A 23,551-nucleotide genomic window follows, 5' to 3' on the forward strand; every position below is an offset into this window, starting at 1 on the left:
TTATCTTTTTATAAAAACTATGCATATTATTAGCTCTACCACTTTATTTGGTACTGCTTTTTTTTTATGTGGTGGGCAAATAAAACCGGTGATTTGAATGCAACGGCATATGCAACTCGCACTACAATAGCTGATCTTCTTTTTACTACTCCAACTGTGATAATTCAACCGGTTAGCGGCATAATATTAGTAAATATGCTTGGCTATAATTATTTTGATTTATGGCTTACCTTAACTTATATCGGATACATAATCGCCGGTAGTTGTTGGCTTCTGGTGGTATGGATTCAAATTCCACTACGAAATATGGCACTTGAAGCATTAAAACCGCGAATTCCCCTACCGGAAAAATATTATAAATTATTTAAATTATGATCCTACCTAGGCTGGCCGGTATTTATCAGTTTGAGTATTATTTTTTTCTTAATGGTATTTAAACCGCTATAATATACTAGTTTAGGATAAATTTTATACTAAATTAGTATTGTCCCGTGGTCAAGCCGGCGTTGTTGTGTGGATACCCACCCATCATTGCGAGCAGTCGTAGATCTTGTTGCATGCTTCTCTATGTCATTCCCGCGTAGGCGGGAATGACATAGAGAAGCAATAATATTTACGCCGGTATATCTGCAATAATCGGTTGTTTTTTGTTTGATTTTGTAGAAATGAGAGAGGTCATTATCGGTTCGACTAAGCCGTTAACTACCTCTTTTGTAATAGTAACACGCTGTTTTTTTAGCTCGGCAACTTTATACATACTATCAAGCAAAAGATGCTCAAGTATTGAACGCAGTCCTCTTGCTCCCGTCTTTTTAGCTAGAGCTTTTTCGGCAATAGTTTCTAAGGCTGAATAATCAATTACAAGCTCAGCATCATCAAGCTCAAATTGTTTCTGATATTGCTTTACTATGGCGTTCTTAGGCTTAGTTAAAATTGTAATTAAAGCTTCTTTGTCTAACTCATCTAAAGTAGTAACGATAGGTAATCTACCGATAAATTCAGGAATTAAACCGAATTTAGTTAAATCCTCAACCTCTAGGGATTTAAGAATCTCACTATTATTTTTCTCTTTATCTATATTTACGTTAGCTGCAAAGCCTATAGAACTATGATTAGTTCTTGAGGTTATAATGCTATCAATCCCCATAAAAGCACCACCACAAATAAATAAGATATTTGAAGTATCTAACTGTACGAAATCTTGTTGTGGGTGTTTCCTACCACCTTGAGGAGGCACGGAAGCAACTGTTCCTTCCATAATTTTAAGTAATGCCTGCTGTACTCCTTCACCCGATACATCCCGTGTAATAGAAGGATTCTCCGATTTACGGGCAATTTTATCAACCTCGTCAATATAAATTATACCTTTTTGTGCTTTTGCTATATTAAACTCAGATGCTATCAATAAACGTAGTAATATATTCTCAACATCCTCACCGACATACCCAGCTTCCGTTAAAGAAGTAGCATCCGCCATAGTAAAAGGTACGTCTAAAATTTTAGCAAGCGTTTGAGCAAGTAAAGTTTTTCCTGAACCGGTAGGACCGATCAGTAAGATATTCGACTTATTAAGCTCAACGTCATTATTGCCGGATTGTACATATTCAAGCCTCTTATAATGGTTATAAACCGCTACTGCTAAAATCTTTTTCGCTTGATCTTGCCCAACTACATAATCATTTAGAATGCCACATATTTTTTGCGGCGTTGGAATTGAAGAAGTAATTTGCTTTAAAGCAACTTTATTTTCTTCTTTCATAATATCTGTACATAAATCTATACATTCATCACAAATAAATACTGCAGGACCTGCTATCAGTTTTTTCACTTCATGTTGTTTTTTACTACAAAACGAACAAATCAATGCTTTTTTATCAGCTTCTACTACCATTAACTTTCTTTTTTATGTTTATTTTAACAATTCTTAACTATAGTACTCTTGCGTATATATAATAATCTTTATGCTCATTTGCAACTATTTCGTATTTTTTAAGAATTCCTTCCCTAGCAAAACCGCATCTCTCAAGAAGATTAATTGAACGAAAATTATCAGTAATTACTGTTGCTTGTACTCTTATAATACCAATATAATCAGCAAATTTTAAAATATTCTTTATAGATTTTAACATCATACCTTGACCCCAAAAATTAGGATCTAGATCATAACTTATTTCTGCTCTATGATGCTCTAGATTTATTATATTAAAACCGGCAGTACCTATTAATTTATTATCGTCTTTAATGGCAATTCCCCAATAAAAACTTCTATGATTTTTATATAAACTAGACCAATAACGTATTTCCTCTCCGGCTTCTTCTACGTCTTTAGGCCTATTGCTATCAGTTATATAAATAGCCATTTCCGGCTTACTCATATAATTAAAATAATCTTGTGCATCCTCTGCGGCTAACTCTCGTAAAACTATATCGTTTAAATCAAGCACAGGAAAAGGGGTATATAAATGTCCTCTATTTATCATATATACTAACTATTTTTCTGTATAATATAAATATTGCATATTCATATTATACAGAAGATTTTTAAATAATGAGTATACAAGGTGAACAATGGTTTCCACCTTGTATACAAATTTACTTCATATTATTTTATTATTAATTTTATGAGTATATATCTATAATTATACATACTTAATCGGGTCTTGTACATTATTCCTTTTAAAAGCATCAAGTCGTGCAATGCATGATAGACATTGACCACAAGATAAACCGTCTTCTGTTGGATCATAACATGATATTGTTTTACTATAATCTACTCCAAGCTCAAGCCCTTTTTTAATTATTTGCTCTTTGGTCATATTTATTAAAGGAGCATGGATAGTAATTTTTTCTCCATTTACTCCTACCCTAGTTGCTAAATTTGCCATTGCTTCAAAAGATTTTATATATTCAGGACGACAATCAGGATAGTTAGTATAATCATTAGTGTGTACCCCAATAAAAATATCTCTAGCTCCTATAACCTCAGCAACTCCTAGTGCGTAGCTTAAAAATATTGTATTACGTGCCGGTACATAAGTAACCGGTATGTCACTTGGTAATTGATCTGTGTTTTTAAATTTTGGTACATCTATATTATCATCAGTCAATGCAGAACCGATAAATGACTGCAAATCAATATTAATAACCCTATGTTGTTTTACATTATAATCTTTAATTAATCCTTGGATTTTTTGGACCTCCAGACTATTGCGTCTATGATAATTAAAACTTAGAGCATAAATTTCATAATCTGTTTTGCTCACTATCTCAAGAACCGTAGTAGAATCAGGTCCACCGCTTAATAAAATAACTGCTTTTTTTTTCATTGTTTTACCGATAAAGTTAATTTTTGAGATACTAAAGCATTTAAACTAATTTTTGCTCTAAGTGCTTCAAGTACTAAAGCTCGATGCACACGTTTATCTACTCTAACATTAAACTGTCCGCTATACTCTTTCCTAGACGGAGCTAAGGGGATAGATTGATTATGACTTATATAACTTTCTTTCATTAAAGTCCAAGCTTGTTGTAATTCTTGCAGTGCTTTTTCAGGCGAATTGCCAAAAGCTGATACATTCGGTAGCTCTTCAAACCTTGCTAGCCAATCTCCATCCGTATCTTTAAAAAGTTCTATAGTAAACCCATCAAATGTATCATTTGTTTTCATCTTCATTTCCTTTTGCAAAGTTTAAAAATGGTTGAACTTGATATTCTTTTTCCATATTTCCAAAAGTGTGAATAGATAACCTATTTCCTTTGGGCAAGTACCAAATCTGATGGCTACCTTTTTGCCTATCTTTAACCCAACCGCACTTAGTCATTAAAGTATGAATCAGAGAAACTGAATCCTTTAGGCTTTTGTTTAGCTTTCTTTATTTATAAGTTTTATATACTGATTCATGTTGTAACTATATATAGTTATAATATATAAGTCAAATAATATATGTTAATACAATAAATATTCTTGACTAACTCCTTCTAATAATCTAAATTTATGTTGTTAATTTATGGCGGGTGTAGCTCAGTTGGTTAGAGCATCAGGTTGTGGTTCTGAGGGTCGCGGGTTCGAATCCCGTCACTCGCCCCATATTTTGGAATTGTTGTGTGGTTACCAAATCATCATTGCGAAGAAAATTACAAAGTAATTGACGAAGCAATCCAGTAAAAAATGCTAAAATTAGTACTTTTTTGTTATTTTCTGGATTGCCACATCGCTTCGCTCCTTGCAATGACGATTTGACATCCATGCAACAACGCCTACAGTCACTCGCAATGACATTTTTTTCTTATGGATATCAAACTTTTATATAGACTAGCTAAATATCTAAGGTTCTATAAAAAAGATTTGATCATCGTTATGATCTCTTTACTTAGCGTATCAGCTTCATTATTACTAATCGGTAGTGTTTTTAGAAATTTAGTTGATAAAGGCTTGAGCAAAGACCATATTTCATCGGTTGATAAATCTATATTATATATTTGTTTATTAATTATCATCTTAAGTATTGCTAGTTTTTTTCGTTCATATTTTATCAATAATGTTGCTGAAAAGGCAGTTAATCAAATAAGAAAAGAAGCTTATAGTAATTTAATTAATTATGAAATTGAAGAGTTTGAAGAACTAAAAATCGGCGATATAATTTCACGCCTAACAAATGATATAGATCAAATATCTACTCTCATCGTTAATTTCTTATCTTTTTTTATTCGCAATTCGGTGATGCTAATCGGCAGCATTACATTAATGTTTTTTGAAAGCTTTAAACTCGCTTCTATAGTAATTATTACCATTCCTATCTTATTAATTCCTTTAATTAAATTCGGCAAGCATGTTAAGGTTTTATCTAAAAAAGCTCTAGAATCTAAGTCACTTTTAGCATCGGATATTGATGAAACTTTTAATAATATTAGAGCTATTTATGCTTTTAACCATCAAATAAACAAAATTGCCGATTTTGACACTAAATTACAAAACTATTTAATATACTGCAAAACCCGTTTAAAAATTCGTGCTTTATTCTTTGCGATTTCAATAGCCGTTATATTTCTTGCGATTACTTTAGTCGTTTGGATCGGAGCTTCAGATATAGTGAAAGGTCATTTATCTGCGGGACAAATTATCTCGTTTATTTATTATGCGATTATCGCCGGAGTTAGCTGTGGCGGTATTTTTGAGCTACTAAGCGAAATGCATTTACCTGTTACAGCCCTTGAGAGAATAATTACAATTATAGATAAGACACCTATAGCACATAATAATTATTTAGAATTAAATAATTCCGATCCAATCTCGATAGAATTCAAAAATGTTGATTTTACCTATCATTCAAGACCTAATTTAAGGATTATTAATAATATGTCTTTGAAGATAAATGCCAATAAGTTTCTTGGTATTGTAGGTAGATCAGGTGCAGGAAAAAGTACTGTGATACAGTTACTGCTGCGTTTTTACCGGCAAGAAAACGGCACTATCCTTATTAACAATCAAGATATAACTCTTTTAAATCCTGCTGAAATTCGTAAATTAATTGCCTATGTTCCTCAAGAGGCTAGCATTTTTTCCGGCACTATAAAATCAAATATTATATTCGGTAATAATGAAGCAAGCGACAACGAAATAAATGAGATAATAAAAATTACAGGAATAGAAGAATTTGCTGCTAAACTTCATGACGGTATAAATGCTAAAATCGGTGAAAGAGGGGTTAGATTATCAGGAGGACAGAAACAAAGAATAGCTATTGCTAGAGCATTACTACGCATGCCGCAAATTTTGCTTCTTGATGAGGCAATGAGTGCTTTAGATACGATGAGCGAACAGAAATTACTAGAGTCTATAAAAAAAATAATGAGAGGGAACATTATTATATCAATTGCCCATCGAATTAGTAGTATAGAATCAGCTGATTATATTTTAGTCATAGATAAAGGAGGAGTAGTCGCTGAAGGATCACATAATGATTTATCTAAAAACTCAGAAATTTATCGAAATATTTGCAGAGAGCAGTTAACAATATAAAGGGGTATGTCATTCCTGCAAAAGCAGGAATCCAGTCAACCTTAATGTCATACCACGACTTGAGCGTGGTATCTTAGGGCATAATCTGTGACACAAGATCCCGTGGTCAAGCCACGGTATGATACTGAACGCTTTTTACTGGATTCCCGCTTTCGCGGGAATGACAATAAAGTATATAATTGATATATTTGTTACAATAAAAGTTCCTTAGTATAAAAAATTTAAATGTTTAATAGAATTTAGCTTGAAAGCTGCCGTAACTTTGTTATAATCGCAATTACAAAACAAAAAAGGTTTACAAAATGAAAAATTTATTAAGGATTTTATTAATTCTAACTTTCGCGAGCTCAGTATTTGCTTCATCAATGCAAATGCCTGCCCCAGCTTCAGTTACAACAACCCAAATACAAGCTATGAGTACTGACGATCAACAAGCTTGGGTTGCTAGTTTAACAGCAGATCAGTATAATATGTTAAGTCCTGATGTCCAAAAGTGGGTAATGGAGAATACTACCGATACTCAAAAACAAGCTTTAGGAATTAATCAGTAATATTTTAATTAATTTTTAAAATTGATAGGGGACTGTTAACAAGATAATTTTAATTGATAATTAAAAAGAATTTTTAGCGAAAATGAATAAGAGTTTTGAAGGAATAGTGTGAATCCTATTTTAAAAAAGCCTTATAATTTGCAGTAAAAATAAATTTAATTAGCTTTAAAATTTATTCTGTTAATAGTCCCACATGTTAGGGATCATTATTATTAACATATATTACTAAAAGTTTCTGCTTGCACTTCCTTTCAGTCTTCCTGTTATCGTGTCATGTATATACTCCTGATAAGTAAAAATTGCTAGACGAGCATAAATATTCATTTATTCTTTCTTTAGTAAAACAATACACTAATTATTGTAAGCTATAAGAATATAGAAGGCTAATTTGTTGTGTGGCTTTGCTGCCATTCCTGCATCCTTATTTATGTCATTCCCGCAAAAATGTTGTTGCGTGGATCGGTTTTTCCACCATTGCGAAAAAATTTACAATAGTAAATTGATGAAGCAATCTTGGGAAGAATTCCTGAGATTGCCATGCTCACTAACGTTCGCTCGCAATGACGACTTGGTATCTATGCAACAATGCCTTGCAGGGATGACATCGCGCAAGGCTTTCGGCTTCAATAATACTTTGCTAAAATAACCTCAAACTAACAATTAATTATGAAATTAATTATTACCGTAATCATCATGGAAATACTCGCTGGAGCGGAAATAGATTTATTCATTCCAAGTTTTCCTGAAATACAAGATACATTCAACCTTTCAACTTTTATGACAGAGTTACTACTTGGTGTTAATCTAACTGCTTATTGTATTACTTCCCTTATAGTCGGTAATTTAGGAGATAGGTACGGACGCAGACCGATTATTATACTCGGTTTACTGATTTTTAATCTTGGTAGTTTATTTTGTGTATTTGCAAATAATTATGCAGCTATATTTGGAAGATTTTTGCAAGGATGCGGGATATCATCGGTTGCAGTGCTAGTATATATTGTTCTTGCCGATATTTATTCGGTACAAGAACAGCAAAGATTCATGGGCATTTTAAACGGCACTATTGTCCTTTCTATGGCAATAGCACCGGTTATAGGTAGCTACGTCAATTTATTTTGGGGCTGGCGTGGCAATTTTGTTTTGTTGCTTATAATAGGTTTGATCAGCCTAATTCTTGGTATATTATTTATTCCAAAAAGAGAAGTTAATAAAAAAATACGTATTTCTTTAAAAGAATATATACCTATCTTTAAATCGCCAAAAGCTATATATTATATACTTACAATGATATTTCTTGCACAAGGATATTGGATATTTATTGGGATTGCTCCTATTTTATATATGCAAGGTTTAGGTGTAACTTTAGAATATTTCGGACTTTATCAAGGAGCAATGGCAGTTCTATTCTCAATTATGAGCTTTTCAAGCGGTTATTGCTTTAAAAAATTCGGTATTAAAAATTGCTTCTATTTTGGAGTTATATTTATAATACTATTCCTACTAGGCAATAGCATATTAGTTGTATATAATATTAATAATCCTTTAACCATAACAATAGTTACTTTATTATTATCTCTTGGCGTGATATATCCGATTAACATATTATGGCCATTGCTTTTAGAAGCTATTCCGGACGGTAAAGCTCGTATGATGGCTATTTTCACTGTGGCTAGATTGATTTTAACGGCATTTGGGCTGCAATTAGTAGGATTTTTATATAACGGCACTTTTACTCCTCTTGGCATTACTATATCCAGTATTACACTATTTGGGTTAGTAACATTACCTAAATTATTTAAGTATGATAAAGTCTTTGAGATTTCTAGTAACGTGTAGATGTCTTTATGTCATCAATTGTGTCGTCATTGCGAGGAAAAACTGTAAGTGTTGACGAAACAATCTCAGGAATTTGTTATTATTTCATAAGATTGCCACGCAGCCTACGGCTGTTCACAATGACAAAAAAGCTGATTCACACAGTAATAACCTAGAAACGGATGTAAGAAAAAATAAACAAATGATCAATAACAATTTTATCTTCAAGATAGCTTTCAGATATTTTAGAGCTAAGAAAAACGAAAAGTTTGTTTCTATTATTTCTGCCTTTTCTTTAGTAGGCGTCATGATCGGCGTTGCAGCATTGATAGTAGTCATGTCCGTTATGAACGGTTTTCATATAGAGCTTACTAAAAATATTATCGGCTTAAATGGGGATATAGTGATAAATCGGCAAGGTGGTAGTATTGATAACTATGAAGAGATTAAAGCCAAACTCCTAAAACAAGATTATGTAAAACATGTAACATTCATTGCTCACGGTCAAGCTTTGGCTCTTGGTAAAAGTAATAATAGCGGTGTGCTTGTTAAAGGTATGAAATTAAAGGATCTAAGTATAAGAAATGAAATTTTTAAAAATGTAAATTTTGGTAGTTTTGATAATTTTCACGGCAAAAACGTAATAGCACTCGGAGAACAATTAGCAAGCAATTTAGGCGTAACCGTTGGGGATAAGATTAGATTAATTTCACCGAATAATTCAGTTTCTACCACCTTTGGCAGTATGCCAAGATCAAAAGAATTTAAAGTTATAGCAATTTTCAATAGCGGTATGTATGATTATGATTTGACAACGATATTAATGCCGCTTACCGCAGCACAAAATTTCTTATCTCTCGGCAACGATATTAATTTAATTGAAATTAATAGTCTAGATCCCGATAAAGCTCTCACATATTCACATAAAATACAATCACTCTTAGGTCCAACCCTATATGTATTTAATTGGCAAACCTTAAATTCACAATTTTTAAGTGCTCTTGCTGTTGAGCGTACAGCTATGTTTACTATTCTATCTTTAATTATTACGGTTGCCGCATTTAATATTATTTCAAGCTTATTTATGCTTGTTAAAGATAAAACTTCAGATATTGCAATTCTTAGAACTATGGGAGCAAGCACTAAGCAAATAATGCTTATTTTTATCTATAACGGAATGTTTATAGGATTACTTGGCACAACACTAGGTGTAATCCTTGGTGTTACCTTTTCTTATAATATTCAAACTATCAAGAATTATTTGGAGCGTATAACCGGTACTAAAATTTTCGAGGCAGCTATTTATTTTCTTTATAGTTTACCTTCAAAAGTAAGAACTGAGGATATTATTTTAATTACCTCTTTATCTATAATATTGTGTTTTCTTGCGACAATTTATCCTTCTTATAGAGCCTCAAAATTAAATCCCGTGGATGCCCTAAGATATGAATAATACAGTCCTCATTTTAAAAAATATCTCAAAACATTACAGCCAAGGCAAAATTATTGTTAGAGTACTAGATGATCTTAATCTAACGGTTAATGAAGGTGAATTAATCGCTATAATAGGTTCTTCAGGTAGCGGCAAATCAACTTTACTACATATTGCCGGCTTGCTTGATAAACCTACAAAAGGTCAAGTCATCATACCAAATAGCAAGTATCAAAAATATCATCTCATTCGTCTTCATTATTTAGGTTTTATCTATCAACAACATCACTTACTTAAAGATTTTACCGCTCTTGAAAATGTTATTATGCCAAGGCTTATTAGTGGTCTTGATCAAAAAGAAGCAATAGAAGATGCAACAAAGATATTAGATGATTTAGGGCTTGGGAAAAAACTCTATAATATGCCTGGAGAATTATCGGGAGGAGAAAAACAACGGGTCGCTATAGCTCGGAGCTTAATTAATAAGCCGAAAATTATTTTAGCAGATGAACCGACAGGTAATTTAGATCCCAAAACTACAAATGAAGTATTTAATTTATTTTTAAAAGTAGCAAGAGAACAAAATACCGCAATTATTATGGTAACACATAACCATGAATTAGCACATAAAATGGATAAATTATATAAGCTAAAGCACAGATTATTAAATATAGCTTGATTTAAAGCTCAAAAATTCTAATAATTATATGTAGGTTCTGTGAAGATTTCTAAAAAGATTTAATTTTGGCTCTTTTTTGCTGCAAATTATAAGATTTTTTTGAAATATGAATAACTATTCCTTCAAAAACCTTATAATTTTTGCTAAAAAATATCTTAAAATAGCAAATCAATTAGAAATTTTCACAGAACCCAATATTCTTTTAATAAAGGTTAGTAATGGCTGAGCCTATTATATTTACTCTTTTACTTGGAGATGAAGATCGGATATTAGAGAAAATAAACAAGCAGGAAACTCAAAATAAACTGCCTATTATCCGGCTAGAAGTTAATAAAGCATCACATATACCCGATAAAGAACGTATTTTTTCGGAGATCTTACAAGCATCCCACAAAAAGGGCAAAACACCGATTTTTAATATTCAACTTAATAACAATAATATACAACCCATTTTTACGGTACAAGATTTAATTAATTTACAAAATTTAAATATAAAAACTACTATTACTTTTGATCAATATAATTCATTACCCCAAAATTCTGAACTAGAAGCTTATTGGAAGCAAATTATGAAAAAAGTTGATCATGTTTTTTTTACAAATGAAGCAGATCAAAATTTATCTATAGCCGATGGTATAGTACCAAAAGATAAAGCCACTACAATTACGGATATAAGTTTAGTAACATCTGTTTTTAACAATCTTGTATCTGATCGTAAAATTGATCAATTACTTTCCGGTACAATACCTGATAAAGAAAAGCTAGATAAAATAATAAAAAACGCTAAAAATCAAGGCGGTAGAGTGATTATAGAAACTTGGCCTCTTTCTGCAGACGAAGCAACAAATCTTATCACTGCTAAATTCGGTATTACCTCTGAAGATCAAATTTACGGATTGAAACTCGAAATTAATGAAATCTTAAAAGATGCAAATAATGCTGCTGAAAACTTAAAAAAATATGTATCACAAATATCTAGGCAATTTCAAAAAGATTTAGGTAAAACTGAGGTAAATCCCATTGACTTTAATTTTATTAATACAAAGAAAGTTATGAATGATAGACCTAAGGATATACAAGTAGAACAAACAATATCATATGAACCTCCAAAAGCAAATCAACCACAACCGCAAGGTTTTTTTAAAAGAGTTTTTAACTATTTTAAAGATATAATAACTAGTTTTAAAGAAGCAATATTCGGCAAAAAAGAAGAACCTAAAACTCACGAATCAACAACTCCAACTACGGAAGCAAAGCCGACAATAACAGAAGAACCACTAACCACTGTTGCATCTTCTATAAATCCACCGCAACAGCAAGCTCCCGCTAATAATCAAAAACCATGGGAAAAATTAGGAATTCCACAGGAAATGTATAAGGAATCTCTAAAAGCAGAACAACAATTAGCCAAACCAGTAATAGAGCCAAAACAGCAGATACCTGAAAAAAAATCATCACTGGTTATAAATACTGAAGATCAAGTTGGTGTTTATAATACAGGAAATATAAAACAACCTACTTATTTATACACTGAAGATGATATAAAAAATATATTGGAAGCAAATATAGATAAGAATATGTTCTCTATATTTCATCATGCCTCTTTAGAAGAGCCGGAAATACTAAAAGATACTGTTCGTGTTACAGTAGCGGATTTAATACTAGATAATAAGCCTGCAATTATACCACTAAATACAGGACATAAACATTGGTTACTCTTAATGGCTAGTAAAGATGATAAAGGTAATATAAACTTTATGTATAATGATCCCTATGGTGAGCCATTGGAATCTCGACCAAAAGTAACAGAATATATTACCGACATTTATCCCGATGCAAAAATAACAGACCTAAATACCAAGCAACAAGAAAATGTATATGATTGCGGAGTGTTCGTATGCGATAGTGCGATCAAACTCTCTAAAGGGCAAAAAATTCTAACTACTGAAGAATCTAAAGACCAAGGTATAAATTTAAGGAAAGCTCAAGCTAATACATTATTAATACAGCAACAAGCAATAGCGATTGGACACGAATCACGCAAGACATCATCTACAAATAACAAATTTCACAATCTTATTAACAGCCGAAAAACAAAAGATACTGAAAGGAGTCGTTGATAACAAAAAAACATTAGGCAAAATCTATAATTACTAATATAATTATTTATAGTTAATTTATATTTTAACAAAGAATGACTACCATACTTGTGATCGTTATTATAATAATGATCGCCTTATCTGCCTTATTTGCCGCTACCGAAACTGCTATTACCGCTTCTTCCCCAGGGAAGATTCATAAGCTTAAAATCGCCGGTAATAAGCGTGCTAAAACAATTTTAGAGGTTCTTAAGAAAAAAGAAAAGGTCATAGGAACTTTATTAATAGGTAATAGTTTAATCAATACTGTTTGTACCACTATTGCTACTACTCTCTTTATTAGCTTTCTTGGAGATAATGGACCCATTGTTGCTTCCGGCGTTATGGCTTTTATAATTATTGTTTTTGCCGAAGTAGTACCGAAAGCAATAGCCGTTGCTAAACCTGAACAATTAACATTAAAAATGGCTTCAACTATTGTAATATTTTTAAAGCTTTTCAAACCTATTAATATTGCTCTTGATTACATTACAAAAATATTTTGCTTCATATTTCGTATTAATTTAAATCCTCAAATATCAGGAACGGAAGAAGTAAGAGGCGTGATTGAGCATTACCATCAAGAAGGCGGAGTTTATAAATCTGATCGTAATATGCTCGGCGGAATATTAGATATACGTAATATGACGGTATCGGAAATTATGACTCACAGAAGTAGTATTATAGCCCTTAATATCGACCTACCTCATGAAGTGATAATTAAAACTTTATTATCGGGTGCTCATACACGTATACCTTTGTGGCAAGATAATAGAGATAATATAATAGGGATTCTCAACCTAAAAGATTTGCTTAAAGCATTATACGAAAATAATAATGATGCAAAAAAAGTTGATATTAATAAACTTCTAACCCCACCTTGGTTTATCCCTGAGAATGCACTTGTAGTAGACCAGCTACATGCATTTAGAAAACGTAATAATCATTTTGCTTGTGTTGTAGATGAGTATGGTACTCTACTAGGTATTATTACTCTTGAAGATGTTATAGAAGAAATCGTAGGACCCATTACTGATGAACATGATAGACTTAATAATGAAATTATCAAGAAGTCTAATACCGAGTTCATTATAAAAGGAACTACGACTATTAGAGATATTAACCGAGAACTTGATTGGAATTTATCGGATGAAGATGCAAACACTATAGCAGGATTAATAATCCATAAAATTGCTAGAATTCCAAATCAAGGGGAAGTAATTGAAATATTTAATTTAAAGGTAATTATTTTAAAGAAAATTGCCAATAAGATTGATAGCGTAAAAATTACCGTATTACCTACTACCGAGGCAACAATAAGCAGTGAGTGAAATCGGTAATTTTTTACTACTAACAACGATGTACTTGTCGGTTATCGGTTTGTCTTTTGTCTTTTATGTCATTCCTGCGCAAGCGGGAATCCATAAAAAATCTCTACTTTATAGACTGGATTGCCGCTTGCGCAGGAATGACAACTACCTCATTACTTGCCCCTTCTACATAGCTGCCTCATGTACTATACTTGCCTTTTTTACCCTAGTCTATGCTTTTATTATCTCTGACTTTTCACTACAAAATGTTTTCTTAAATTCCAGTACTTTAAAACCTTTAATATATAAAATAGCCGGTAGTTGGTCGAGCCACGAAGGCTCAATGTTATTATGGTTTTGTTTATTACAAATCGTTAGTTGCTGTTATATATTTTTACTTGAAGATAACCGTCTTAAATTTTTATCTATTATTATTCTATCAGCCATACAATTATTTTTTAGCAGCTTTATTTACTTTACCTCCAATCCTTTTAACGTGTTTTCTTTCGTTCCTAAAGAAGGGTTAGGCTTAAACCCGATGCTACAAGATATTGCTTTGAGCATCCATCCTCCTCTGCTTTATTTAGGCTATGTTAGCTATGTAGTACCGTTTACTATTGTTTGTGCCTCTATGTCATTCTCATACCCACTTATGTCATTCCCGCGAAAGCGGGAATCCATTAATGACATAAGACTTCTCAAAACATTTTCCAATATCGGTATCTTATTTACTACCATAGGAATTAGCCTTGGTTCTTGGTGGGCATATAGAGAACTCGGCTGGGGCGGATTTTGGTTTTTTGATCCGGTAGAAAATATTTCACTATTTCCTTGGTTATCTGGAATTATGCTCCATCATTCTATAATTGTAACAACAAAAACCAGACGTATGCAAAACTGGACAGTAATTTTATCCATCATTACTTTTTTATTAGTAATATTTAGTGCTTTTTTAGTACGTTCCGGTTTTATTACCTCAATTCACTCTTTTGCATTCTCACCTGAGAGAGGAATATACTTGCTTGGAATATTTTTGATTATGGGGATTGGTAGTATTGGGTGGTATACTACCACATCATTGCGAGGAAATGCATTAACATTGACGAAGCAATCTCAGGAAGCTAACCGAGATTGCCACAGCCACTTTCGTGGCTTCGCAATGACGCATTGTGGAAACTCCATACTCCTCGGTAATATATTCCTCCTTCTTAGCCTTATTGTACTAATAGCTGCCACACTTTATCCGCCAATTTACTCTTTATTCGACGATAAATCTATTATTATTAGTGAAACATTTTTTGTTAATAATTTTATTATATTCGTTATCCCTATTCTTGGTACCATAGGATTATTTACTACTAGAAGCTCTATTAAAAAACATATTATAATTCTAATATTATCTCTAATAATTACTTATTTAATATCATTAAAAGTAACATTTAGTGTTATATCGATTTTAACTATAATCGCATCTATATTTCTTATGCTTCATAATATTCATTATCTTTTGGTTAAAACTAATTATTGTAGAAATAGACTTAAAGCAAGTAACGCTAGTATGATCCTTGGGCATTTTGGTTTTGCACTAATTAGTTTTAGTATTACTATGAATACATTATTACAAAGTGAAATGGATTTTACCGGCAGAGTAGGAACAAGTAAAACATTTAACGAATTTAAAGTAACATTGCAAAATATTAAGTTTGCTCAAGGTAAAAATTATTATAGACAAATCGCTGAATTTTGGCTTGAGGATAATAGCCGTAATATAACTATATTAAAGCCGGAAAATAGACTTTATATAGTTGAAAAGAGTTTATCGCAAGAAAGTGATATATACTCTTACTTATTATATGATCTTTACGCAGTTTTAAGTAATATAGACGGCGATATAATCCATGCTAAAATATATTACAAGCCAACGATAAGCTTTATTTGGCTTGGAATTATTCTTACCGCGTCCGGTTTTTTTATTGCACTAATCAGAAAAAATTCTAGCTAATTTGAACCATCACATTTAAGGTTTAAAATTTTAATACTATTCGGATGATCAGCACTGAATTGTTCTATCTGATTATTACGGAATTTTTCATACCAAAATTTCTTAGGTAAAGTACAACTAGCTTTAGCGGCTGCAAAATACATATTACTTATTTCATACACATTTTTCATATTTTCTTTATAATTATTCCAATATATATTTTCAGCAGTAGCATAAGTATCTACCGCCTCCTCATTTTGATTAAGTAACACTAGTGCATCCCCTTCAACAACAAACGTTTTTGCCAAATCTATATCCGGTGATATAATAATCTCTTTGTTAGGTCTAGTTGGATCATTAAGAAAAATTGCTTTAGCTTTTTTATTCTAGAGCTTCGGTAACATCACCTAAACCTAGTTTTGCTCTTGATTTTTGGGTAAAAATTCATCCAAATACTTGATTTTCCTCTTTTTTACTCGACTTATTCATATCATATACTTATTCTAATAAAGAAAGAGCTTCCTGATGTTTCTTAAGATTATTTAATACATCTAATTTAATGAGATATGAACCGGTAAGAAATAAATCTTGAGGTTTCATCCCGTTTTCGATACAAGCATTTATAGTATCGTCAATTCTTCTTAATGCTTCATAATTTTTACCTTGGATATTAAATAATTTAGCTTTTGCATAATATATAGTTGCTATGTCAGTTTGATCTACTAGATTTTGATTGAACATATCTTCCATCATTTGGATATTTTTTTCTGCTTCTTCTAGATTTCCTAGCTGAATATTGGATATAGCCGAACCGAAAACTACATTACATTTTATGGAATCATATACTTTCACTTCATCAAATACCTGCTTAGCTTTCGTATCTATTCAATTGGTATCTATTCAATTGCTTTTTAGGATCTGACCAGGTTCTATAATACCACCCTATGCGTCCTAAATATGCAGCATAAGCAAATTTTTCTTCATTATTCATTGTCCATAATTTAAATTTACCTTTTTGATCGTTTTTATCAAACCAATTTACTAATTTTTTTGAGTTATATAAATCGGAAGAATTAGCATATTGTATTAATAAATTTATAACTCTAAAATTTTATATATTGACATATCGTATTTTTCTGCATTTTTTGTAATTAATCCGGTATAGTTTTAGCATTTCTAAAAATACGCCCCTTTACTAAACTTTTAAGCATAGAATTTAAAAGATTAGTAACACTACGTTTAAGATATTCTTTATTTCCTTTATCTCCATTTATTTGTAATATTTTTTCCATCATGCATTTCAAATATCGGATTAACTTCATTAGGTTCAATATTAGAGATCAAAGCAAATTTAGAAAACTGATAAATATCATCATCTAGACTATGCTTATCTTCAGTAATAGAATTTAATAATTCTTTTGAAACACTTTGATTATTAAGCAATGCTATCCCATCTAGTAATCTCTTGGCACTAGGCTTTAATTCATTGCTAACAAGTTTTATATTTAGCTCAATTTTATCCTTAGAGGCTTTTATCTTTTTCTTGTATTTCTCTAAGTTTAAACCTTGTATTTGATTTAATATTTGTGCTCCTTGAACTATGAGAATCGGATAACCTCCAAATGCTTGAGTCAAACAATTTATTAATTCCAGATTTTTATTTTCCAATATATTTGTTGCAAGTAATGCAGCTTCCGGCTTAGTGAAAGCGTTTGCTTTGATTATGTTAGATAATAATTCATCGTCTTGGGTACAAAATATAATATTACCTTTATACTCCCAATTAATAAAATCCTCTATTTTCTTATTCTCGCCTATTTCTAAATTATCAAACACCAATAACTATTTATCCTTACTTACTAGATAAACCATTAAATCTTTCTTCATCACTGCCATATCTTCTGAAATCACCGGTGATTTTACCTCAATATTAATAGTTTTAGATAATTTGAGTAATTGCAGCTCTATATTTAGATTACAATCAATCAACCAAATTATGTTATAGTTATCTTTATTTTCATACGCGTACATTCTAGCAAGCTGCATTTTACCCATACCGCTTACCCCTACTACACTAGATTGCTTATATTTATTAAGATTTTCCTTTAGTTTTTCCAATTGGGATACATGATTTATAAAATAGCTAACCGGTACAACTAAATTGGATATTTGACTTTGAGCAAATATACTGCCGCTTATTAGAAGCATAATAATCACTAATATATATTTTTTTCATAATATTTATTAATTTTAAATTCTTAGCTGTAAAAATTTATATCTTTTCGACTAGAAGTCAATAAAATTTGAGGTTAGTGAAGGTATTGCACGGGGTGGAAAAGTAGGTGATGTCATTCTCGCATAGGCGGAGGGTTGTTGTATGGCTCGTTTATGTCCTTCCCGCGAAAGCGGGACTCCAGTAATTTAAAGATTATACACAATAAGTTTGTAAAATTAAAAGCTCGATTTATCTCGCTTTTTTCTGGATCCCTGCCTACGCGGGAATGTAATAGGTTTTGAGCCATGCAACAAGGCATGTAGGCGGGAAGAAAGAACAAACAAAGCCCCCTTTTTTCAAAGAGGACTTTTTTCTTGAGGAACTTATAAACCGGCTAATCGGGAGCGATTAGAAGTTTACACGGACTTTTAGAGTACCTTGATGTGCAGTATATTTACTTGAAATCTGAGCATCGTAACCGATTCCGTACTCCATCTTAGCATCAGATCTTATGCTTGCACTTAAACCTAAATTATAAGATGTTTTAGCGGTTCTGTCAGGCTGGCTGATACACGGAGTAACTTGCCCGTCTAATACAGACTGAGTTTTAGATAATCTACCGGTTACTTTGTGAACCACAAAAGCGTGAACTTCCGGATATACCGCAAGATCAGTTATGTTCATAGTACTGCCGGCTACTTTAGCACCTACTATTAAATCGGTTCTATCGCTAAATTTGCTGTTAACTTGCTTGTTTGCAACTGTTGTACCGGTTTCTTTGTAGTTTTCGTCAGAAGACTTTAAGTAGCTAAGTCCTGCCATTGGAGTTACTAACACACCTTGCATTGCATTGTAATCATAACCGACTGTTAAGTTACCACCGAATGTCATGTTATCGTAATGACCGGCAGCAATTTGCTTGCTCATATTACCGTTAGCATCGAAGAAGTAACGCTGACTTTTGTTCTTCACTTGGTTTAAGCTAAATATTGCACTACCTTGAGCAAAGAAGTTCTTAACAAGCTGCTGGGCACCATATAGAGAGAATGAGAAACCGTTAACGTCGGTTTTATCACCTTTCTTATAATCTTGGTGTTTTATATCAGTTTTAGTGATACCAATAGCAGCACCTATCATTAAGTTATCGTTAGCTAGCGTATCTAAACCGATTACGACACCGGTGGTTTTAGCTTTATAACCAGCTAAACCACCTTTCTTACTTTGATGTGTATCAGTATAGAAAGGTTTTGCCCATATACCGTAAGCTACATTATCAACAGCCTCGTCACCTGCAGCAACCGCAGCCGGTATTGCTCCAGCTTCAGGTCCAGCCATTTCAGCAGTTTCAGGAGTACCTAAATATCTAAGAGCACCTAATCTGTTACCAAGGTGAGCTTGGATATCTTTAGCTACATCTAATTGTGCATTAGTTATGGCCGCACTTGTATCGGTAACGATAGCTCCAACAAAGTTAGCAGCATTAGCACTATTTTTAGCTAAAAGAAGATTATTATATGCTGCAGTATTAGTTGCATTTACAAATGTTGTAACGTTCTGACCTACACCCGGTGCACCTCCAAACGGACTATTTGCGATATCATTAGTAACTACGTTTTCTGCATTGTTAGTACGTGTTATTACATAATCTTGGTTAGCAGCACGTATTAAACCGTAATTTACGAAACGATTACTTCCGGTTACAACAAAGTTGGGACCTCCTAAAGTACCGTTAAATCTAGCACCACCTTGGATTAAAGTATAAGTTTGTGTACCACTGAAATTTGCATTGGCATTATCTTGTACTTTAATGGTTGTAGTTCCTGTGGTTGTTGCATTAACTTGCGCACCTTCCAAAATAACGATGTTACCTATATTAACGTTTGCTAATGTTAAAGTAGTTTCAATAGAAGTATTGTTTCCCCATGTTGAAGTACCACTTGCAAATGTTAAAGTATTTGTAAGAAGATTGATTTTACCGTTAATAGCAGTAGTACCGCCGCCTAAAATTACATTAGAATTTAAAATACCTAAGTTATAAGTACCAAAGTCTATGACTTGTGAATAAATATTTCCTTGTAATCCTGCACCACCATCACTACCTGTAAATCTAACAGAAGCTACAGGAGTATCTGAACCACCTATATTACCGACGAATGCATTACCTAAATAAGTTACAGTACCATTATTAGCTTTAGTAGTACCAATCATACTTGTAGAATTAGACAATATACCGTCAACAAATCTTACATTACCGTTACCGTTAACACTTCCAAGAGTAATTTTACCATCAAAACCTATTCCGGCTATACCGCCTGTAGTAACAGTTACACCGTCATTAATTGTTGCGTTAGTTGCAATAATATTACCTAAATTGTTATAGTCTGTAGTAAACGTTACTTGCTTGAACTTTGAAGCGCCAATACCTGTGCCTAAGCCATAAACTGTACCAGGGGTATTAGGAATACCACCGCTAAGTGTGACAGTACCTTGATTATTGTTTATAGTACCGATACCTGCATATAATGTAGTAGCATTAACGATTATATCGTTATCGCTTCCAAGACCTAGACCTACGATATTATTTTGATCACCGATTACTTGACCGTCAGCGATGACACTATCAACACCTGAAACAATCACGCTAGGAACATCAAAACCTGCAGCTGTTTTATTACCTACGGTACTTTTAATTGTTAAAGGAATTATGTTGCCTGCATCATTGAATGGAATGCCTCTAGGTAAGAATACAACTGCACCTAAACTTGAATTTTCAAAAGCAATCGTATCAGTCACGGCACCATGATAATTACCTGCATTACCTATCTCATTAATCACTACGTTACCGGGACCAGAAACCGTTATGTGTTTTAAAGCATTAACAGGTGCAGCTTGTTTGTTTAATGTTACGGTAATAGGATCGGTGTTAACGAATTCTACTATACCGGTACCATCGGCAGATGCAACAAAGTCTGCAGTATAGTTACCACCGATTTGTAAGGTAGAATTAGCTGCAATTGTAGTGTTACCGTTAAATGTTGCATTACCTAAGAACTTAACAGTAGTACCGTTATCTAATGCTACAGTATTAAACTTATTACCTTGCTGTCCACCGACTGTACCGCTTACTATATTTATTCCACCGGCATTAAAGATGAAAGAACCTACGTTAGCATCGGTAGTAGTAATATTAGTAGCATATAAATTTACACCTTCACCAACATTTAATACAGTATCAACATTAACCCCTTTAGATCCAAAATTAATTTCTGCAAGTGGATTTGTAGCACTACCTAAATTTGTACCGGCTGCAAGAGTTGTATTATTATTTACAACAGGATTAAATATTATTTTACCTTGACCGGCAGCATTTGTAGTTCTTGTTATTAAATAAGTATTATGAGCGAATTGTACTGCACCGTTATTTCCAATAACTAACTCGTTAATAGCAACATCACCGCCACTTAAAGCTGTTTTACTTGAGCCAATATTAAATTGTCCAAGAGTTTTATTATTAGCTCCAATAGTACCGATTTTACCGTTAATAGTTAAAGTTTGAGCATTTGTTAGGCTACTCGCATCAACAACGCCTGTTTGATCAGTAGTTATAGCTAAATCAAAATCAACTATAATATTATTTTGAGTGCTTGTGAATTTAATAGTACCACCGTTAGCTTGGAAATCAATCATTCCACCATTAGCACCGATAATATTTGCTCCACCAAGTGTTAATGTTTTTGTAGCATCGTTAGCTAAAGTAATGCCTTGTAACGCAGCAGCACCGCCAGCGTTCCCTATATCGCCGGTAATTGTAGCACTACCGTCTAAGGTAATAGTACCGGCTGCAAGAGCACCGGCAACAAGAGCAGTTTGGTTAACTTTACCGTTTATAACTGTACCATCAGCAAGTTTAAAGACAGAACCGGCATTTCCTAAACGTAACTCGGCAGCATGTGTTCCTGATAATTGGACAACTCCGGCACCTGATGCTTCAATTGCTGTAATATTATTTGTCACCGCAACATTTGCATCTGCACTAGCACTTGCTAAAGTACCGTTAGCATCAAAAGTTATCACACCTGCAGTGTTACCGGGATTGCTAGCATCACCTGTAAAATTACCTTTAAGGGTCATAGTATTAGGAACTGTAATCTGTGCTGCAAGATTACCAAAATCAGTAGTACCAAAGTTTGAGTTTTGGGTTATTGCAACTTTAGAAGCTGCTGTTTTAAAGGCAGTAGTACCGTCTGTACCAACGTCAACTATGTGTCTAAAATTTACTTGTCCAACTGCATTAGCACTTTGTATAACCATGTCTTTAGCATAAACTTGTCCATCGATTGTTGCTACCTTACCATTATCTACGCTAACAACAAATCCTGCAGCTCTACCTGCGCCATTATTAGTACCTATTACTGCATTAGCAGGGCCTGCATTAGCTTTAAGTTGACCGTCTACTGCAACAGTGTTAAATTCAATAATACCTTTTAGATTACCGCCTAAACTTCCTGTAACATTAAAGTCGGTAGCAGCAGCATTCTTACTTAATAATACTAATCTACCCGTACCGTCTGTTCCATTAAAATTAATAGTAGTACCACCTGCTTGTAAATTTAAAGCATTAGCATTATCAGCATCAGTATTGAATATGATACCTTGACCGTCACCGATATTAATTGCATTAACAGTAGCAAAACTTTTACTTGAAACTTTAATAAATCCATTAGTAACATTTAATGTACCGTTAGCACCATTAACTATTACAGCATTATCTCCAAGTATAAGAGGAGCTTTTTGAGTTGTAGGATTTGCTAAATTAAATACTAATGTAGAAGCCGCAGCACCGAAGTCTATTGTTCCTACACCTTGAAGATCATTATTTTCAATAGCAGCACCATTATTAACTTGTACAACAACATTTTGAGCATTTTTTGTAGCAGCAGCTTGTACATTAGTAATACCTTGACCTGTTATAGTAAGAGTTTTACCGGCATTAAGCGTAAGGTTAAAGAAGTTAGCGTTATTAACAGCACGAGTGATGAACCCTAAGGTAGTATCTTCACTCACTGTCACTGCTAAATTGTTTGCAGTATTTAAAAACAAACCGTTAAAACTACCGGCTGGAGTATTTAAATTAATACCCTTATGAACACTAGCAGTAATAACTGCATTTAGAGGAACTGCAACATTTGCAGGAACTGCAGTTTGGTCAAATCCCGCACCATCAACAGTTGTAGCATCTGCGTTTGTTGTTCTATTCTGCTGTATAGCAGCACCCATAGCTGAACCTGCAAAACTGGCTACTATGGTAGCTGTAGAAGCAGTTACCAACCCTGCGGAAATTAATTTTTTTAGAAAATTTGGTTTTTGAGCCATAATTTTTGTCCTATATTTATTTAAGTTAAAATTTA

19 protein-coding genes and 1 tRNA gene are annotated in these 23,551 nt (G+C 32.9%); 10 read left to right on the plus strand and 10 right to left on the minus strand.

The annotated features are described in order from the left end of the window. The first annotated feature begins 66 nt into the window (after positions 1–66). A complete protein-coding gene (locus RAF_RS05445) occupies positions 67–375 on the plus strand; it encodes a DUF2269 domain-containing protein (protein ID WP_004997675.1) in 309 nt (102 codons plus the stop codon). 238 nt (positions 376–613) lie between these two features. Here the strand turns inward: RAF_RS05445 and clpX are convergent, their stop codons facing one another. The 5 genes from clpX to RAF_RS08205 all read right to left on the minus strand — a co-directional run bounded on the left by clpX (position 614) and on the right by RAF_RS08205 (position 3,821). After that, positions 614–1,891: an ATP-dependent Clp protease ATP-binding subunit ClpX gene (clpX, locus tag RAF_RS05450; protein WP_012719952.1), complete on the minus strand. Its 1,278-nt coding sequence runs from the start codon at positions 1,889–1,891 to the stop codon at positions 614–616. 37 nt (positions 1,892–1,928) lie between these two features. Next, the gene (locus RAF_RS05455; protein ID WP_012719953.1) at positions 1,929–2,480 is read right to left on the minus strand and encodes a GNAT family N-acetyltransferase; all 552 of its coding nucleotides are present in this window, start codon (positions 2,478–2,480) and stop codon (positions 1,929–1,931) included. A 159-nt stretch (positions 2,481–2,639) separates the two neighbouring features. After that, entirely contained in the window at positions 2,640–3,326 is a 687-nt protein-coding gene (gene queC, locus RAF_RS05460) for a 7-cyano-7-deazaguanine synthase QueC (RefSeq protein WP_012719954.1), read from the minus strand. Further along, on the minus strand, positions 3,323–3,667 hold the full coding sequence (locus RAF_RS05465) for a type II toxin-antitoxin system HicB family antitoxin (RefSeq protein ID WP_012151206.1): 345 nt from the start codon (positions 3,665–3,667) through the stop codon (positions 3,323–3,325). The genes queC and RAF_RS05465 overlap by 4 nt, the downstream gene beginning before the upstream one ends. Continuing rightward, complete coding sequence (locus RAF_RS08205) at positions 3,654–3,821, minus strand: type II toxin-antitoxin system HicA family toxin (protein ID WP_083762119.1); 168 nt, start codon at positions 3,819–3,821, stop codon at positions 3,654–3,656. Before RAF_RS08205 ends, RAF_RS05465 begins: the two co-directional genes overlap by 14 nt. Positions 3,822–4,010: 189 nt before the next feature. Here RAF_RS08205 and RAF_RS05470 point away from each other — a divergent pair. The 9 genes from RAF_RS05470 (at position 4,011) to RAF_RS05510 (ending at position 15,949) form a co-directional block, all read left to right on the plus strand. Beyond that, positions 4,011–4,087 (plus strand) — tRNA-His (locus RAF_RS05470). A 201-nt stretch (positions 4,088–4,288) separates the two neighbouring features. After that, on the plus strand, positions 4,289–6,019 hold the full coding sequence (locus RAF_RS05475) for an ABC transporter ATP-binding protein (RefSeq protein WP_012719956.1): 1,731 nt from the start codon (positions 4,289–4,291) through the stop codon (positions 6,017–6,019). A 302-nt stretch (positions 6,020–6,321) separates the two neighbouring features. Then, positions 6,322–6,570 (plus strand): DUF2673 domain-containing protein, encoded by a 249-nt coding sequence (locus RAF_RS05480; RefSeq protein ID WP_012719957.1) that lies wholly within the window; start codon positions 6,322–6,324, stop codon positions 6,568–6,570. Positions 6,571–7,236: 666 nt separating this feature from the next. Then, entirely contained in the window at positions 7,237–8,409 is a 1,173-nt protein-coding gene (locus RAF_RS05485; RefSeq protein WP_012719958.1) for a multidrug effflux MFS transporter, read from the plus strand. A gap of 181 nt (positions 8,410–8,590) precedes the next feature. Then, entirely contained in the window at positions 8,591–9,841 is a 1,251-nt protein-coding gene (locus RAF_RS05490; RefSeq protein ID WP_012719959.1) for a lipoprotein-releasing ABC transporter permease subunit, read from the plus strand. Then, a complete protein-coding gene (locus RAF_RS05495; protein ID WP_012719960.1) occupies positions 9,834–10,499 on the plus strand; it encodes an ABC transporter ATP-binding protein in 666 nt (221 codons plus the stop codon). Before RAF_RS05490 ends, RAF_RS05495 begins: the two co-directional genes overlap by 8 nt. Before the next feature lie 218 nt (positions 10,500–10,717). Then, positions 10,718–12,619, plus strand: a complete 1,902-nt coding sequence (locus tag RAF_RS05500; protein ID WP_012719961.1) for a Ulp1 family isopeptidase — start codon at positions 10,718–10,720, stop codon at positions 12,617–12,619. A gap of 74 nt (positions 12,620–12,693) precedes the next feature. Next, complete coding sequence (locus RAF_RS05505) at positions 12,694–13,968, plus strand: HlyC/CorC family transporter (RefSeq protein WP_012719962.1); 1,275 nt, start codon at positions 12,694–12,696, stop codon at positions 13,966–13,968. Continuing rightward, on the plus strand, positions 13,961–15,949 hold the full coding sequence (locus tag RAF_RS05510) for a heme lyase CcmF/NrfE family subunit (RefSeq protein WP_012719963.1): 1,989 nt from the start codon (positions 13,961–13,963) through the stop codon (positions 15,947–15,949). The genes RAF_RS05505 and RAF_RS05510 overlap by 8 nt, the downstream gene beginning before the upstream one ends. Here RAF_RS05510 and RAF_RS05515 read toward each other — a convergent pair. The 5 genes from RAF_RS05515 to ompB all read right to left on the minus strand — a co-directional run bounded on the left by RAF_RS05515 (position 15,946) and on the right by ompB (position 23,516). Next, positions 15,946–16,236 (minus strand): hypothetical protein, encoded by a 291-nt coding sequence (locus RAF_RS05515; protein WP_041471934.1) that lies wholly within the window; start codon positions 16,234–16,236, stop codon positions 15,946–15,948. The genes RAF_RS05510 and RAF_RS05515 overlap by 4 nt on opposite strands. A gap of 190 nt (positions 16,237–16,426) precedes the next feature. Next, positions 16,427–16,780: a hypothetical protein gene (locus RAF_RS05520; protein ID WP_041471935.1), complete on the minus strand. Its 354-nt coding sequence runs from the start codon at positions 16,778–16,780 to the stop codon at positions 16,427–16,429. 408 nt (positions 16,781–17,188) lie between these two features. Then, the gene (locus RAF_RS10080; RefSeq protein WP_234943886.1) at positions 17,189–17,767 is read right to left on the minus strand and encodes a hypothetical protein; all 579 of its coding nucleotides are present in this window, start codon (positions 17,765–17,767) and stop codon (positions 17,189–17,191) included. Between the two features lie 3 nt (positions 17,768–17,770). Beyond that, entirely contained in the window at positions 17,771–18,136 is a 366-nt protein-coding gene (locus tag RAF_RS10085) for a hypothetical protein (RefSeq protein ID WP_234943887.1), read from the minus strand. Between the two features lie 415 nt (positions 18,137–18,551). After that, positions 18,552–23,516, minus strand: a complete 4,965-nt coding sequence (gene ompB, locus RAF_RS05530; RefSeq protein WP_012719964.1) for an outer membrane protein OmpB — start codon at positions 23,514–23,516, stop codon at positions 18,552–18,554. Positions 23,517–23,551 lie beyond the last annotated feature (35 nt).

This window comes from Rickettsia africae ESF-5 (genome assembly GCF_000023005.1).
Taxonomy (GTDB): domain Bacteria; phylum Pseudomonadota; class Alphaproteobacteria; order Rickettsiales; family Rickettsiaceae; genus Rickettsia; species Rickettsia rickettsii.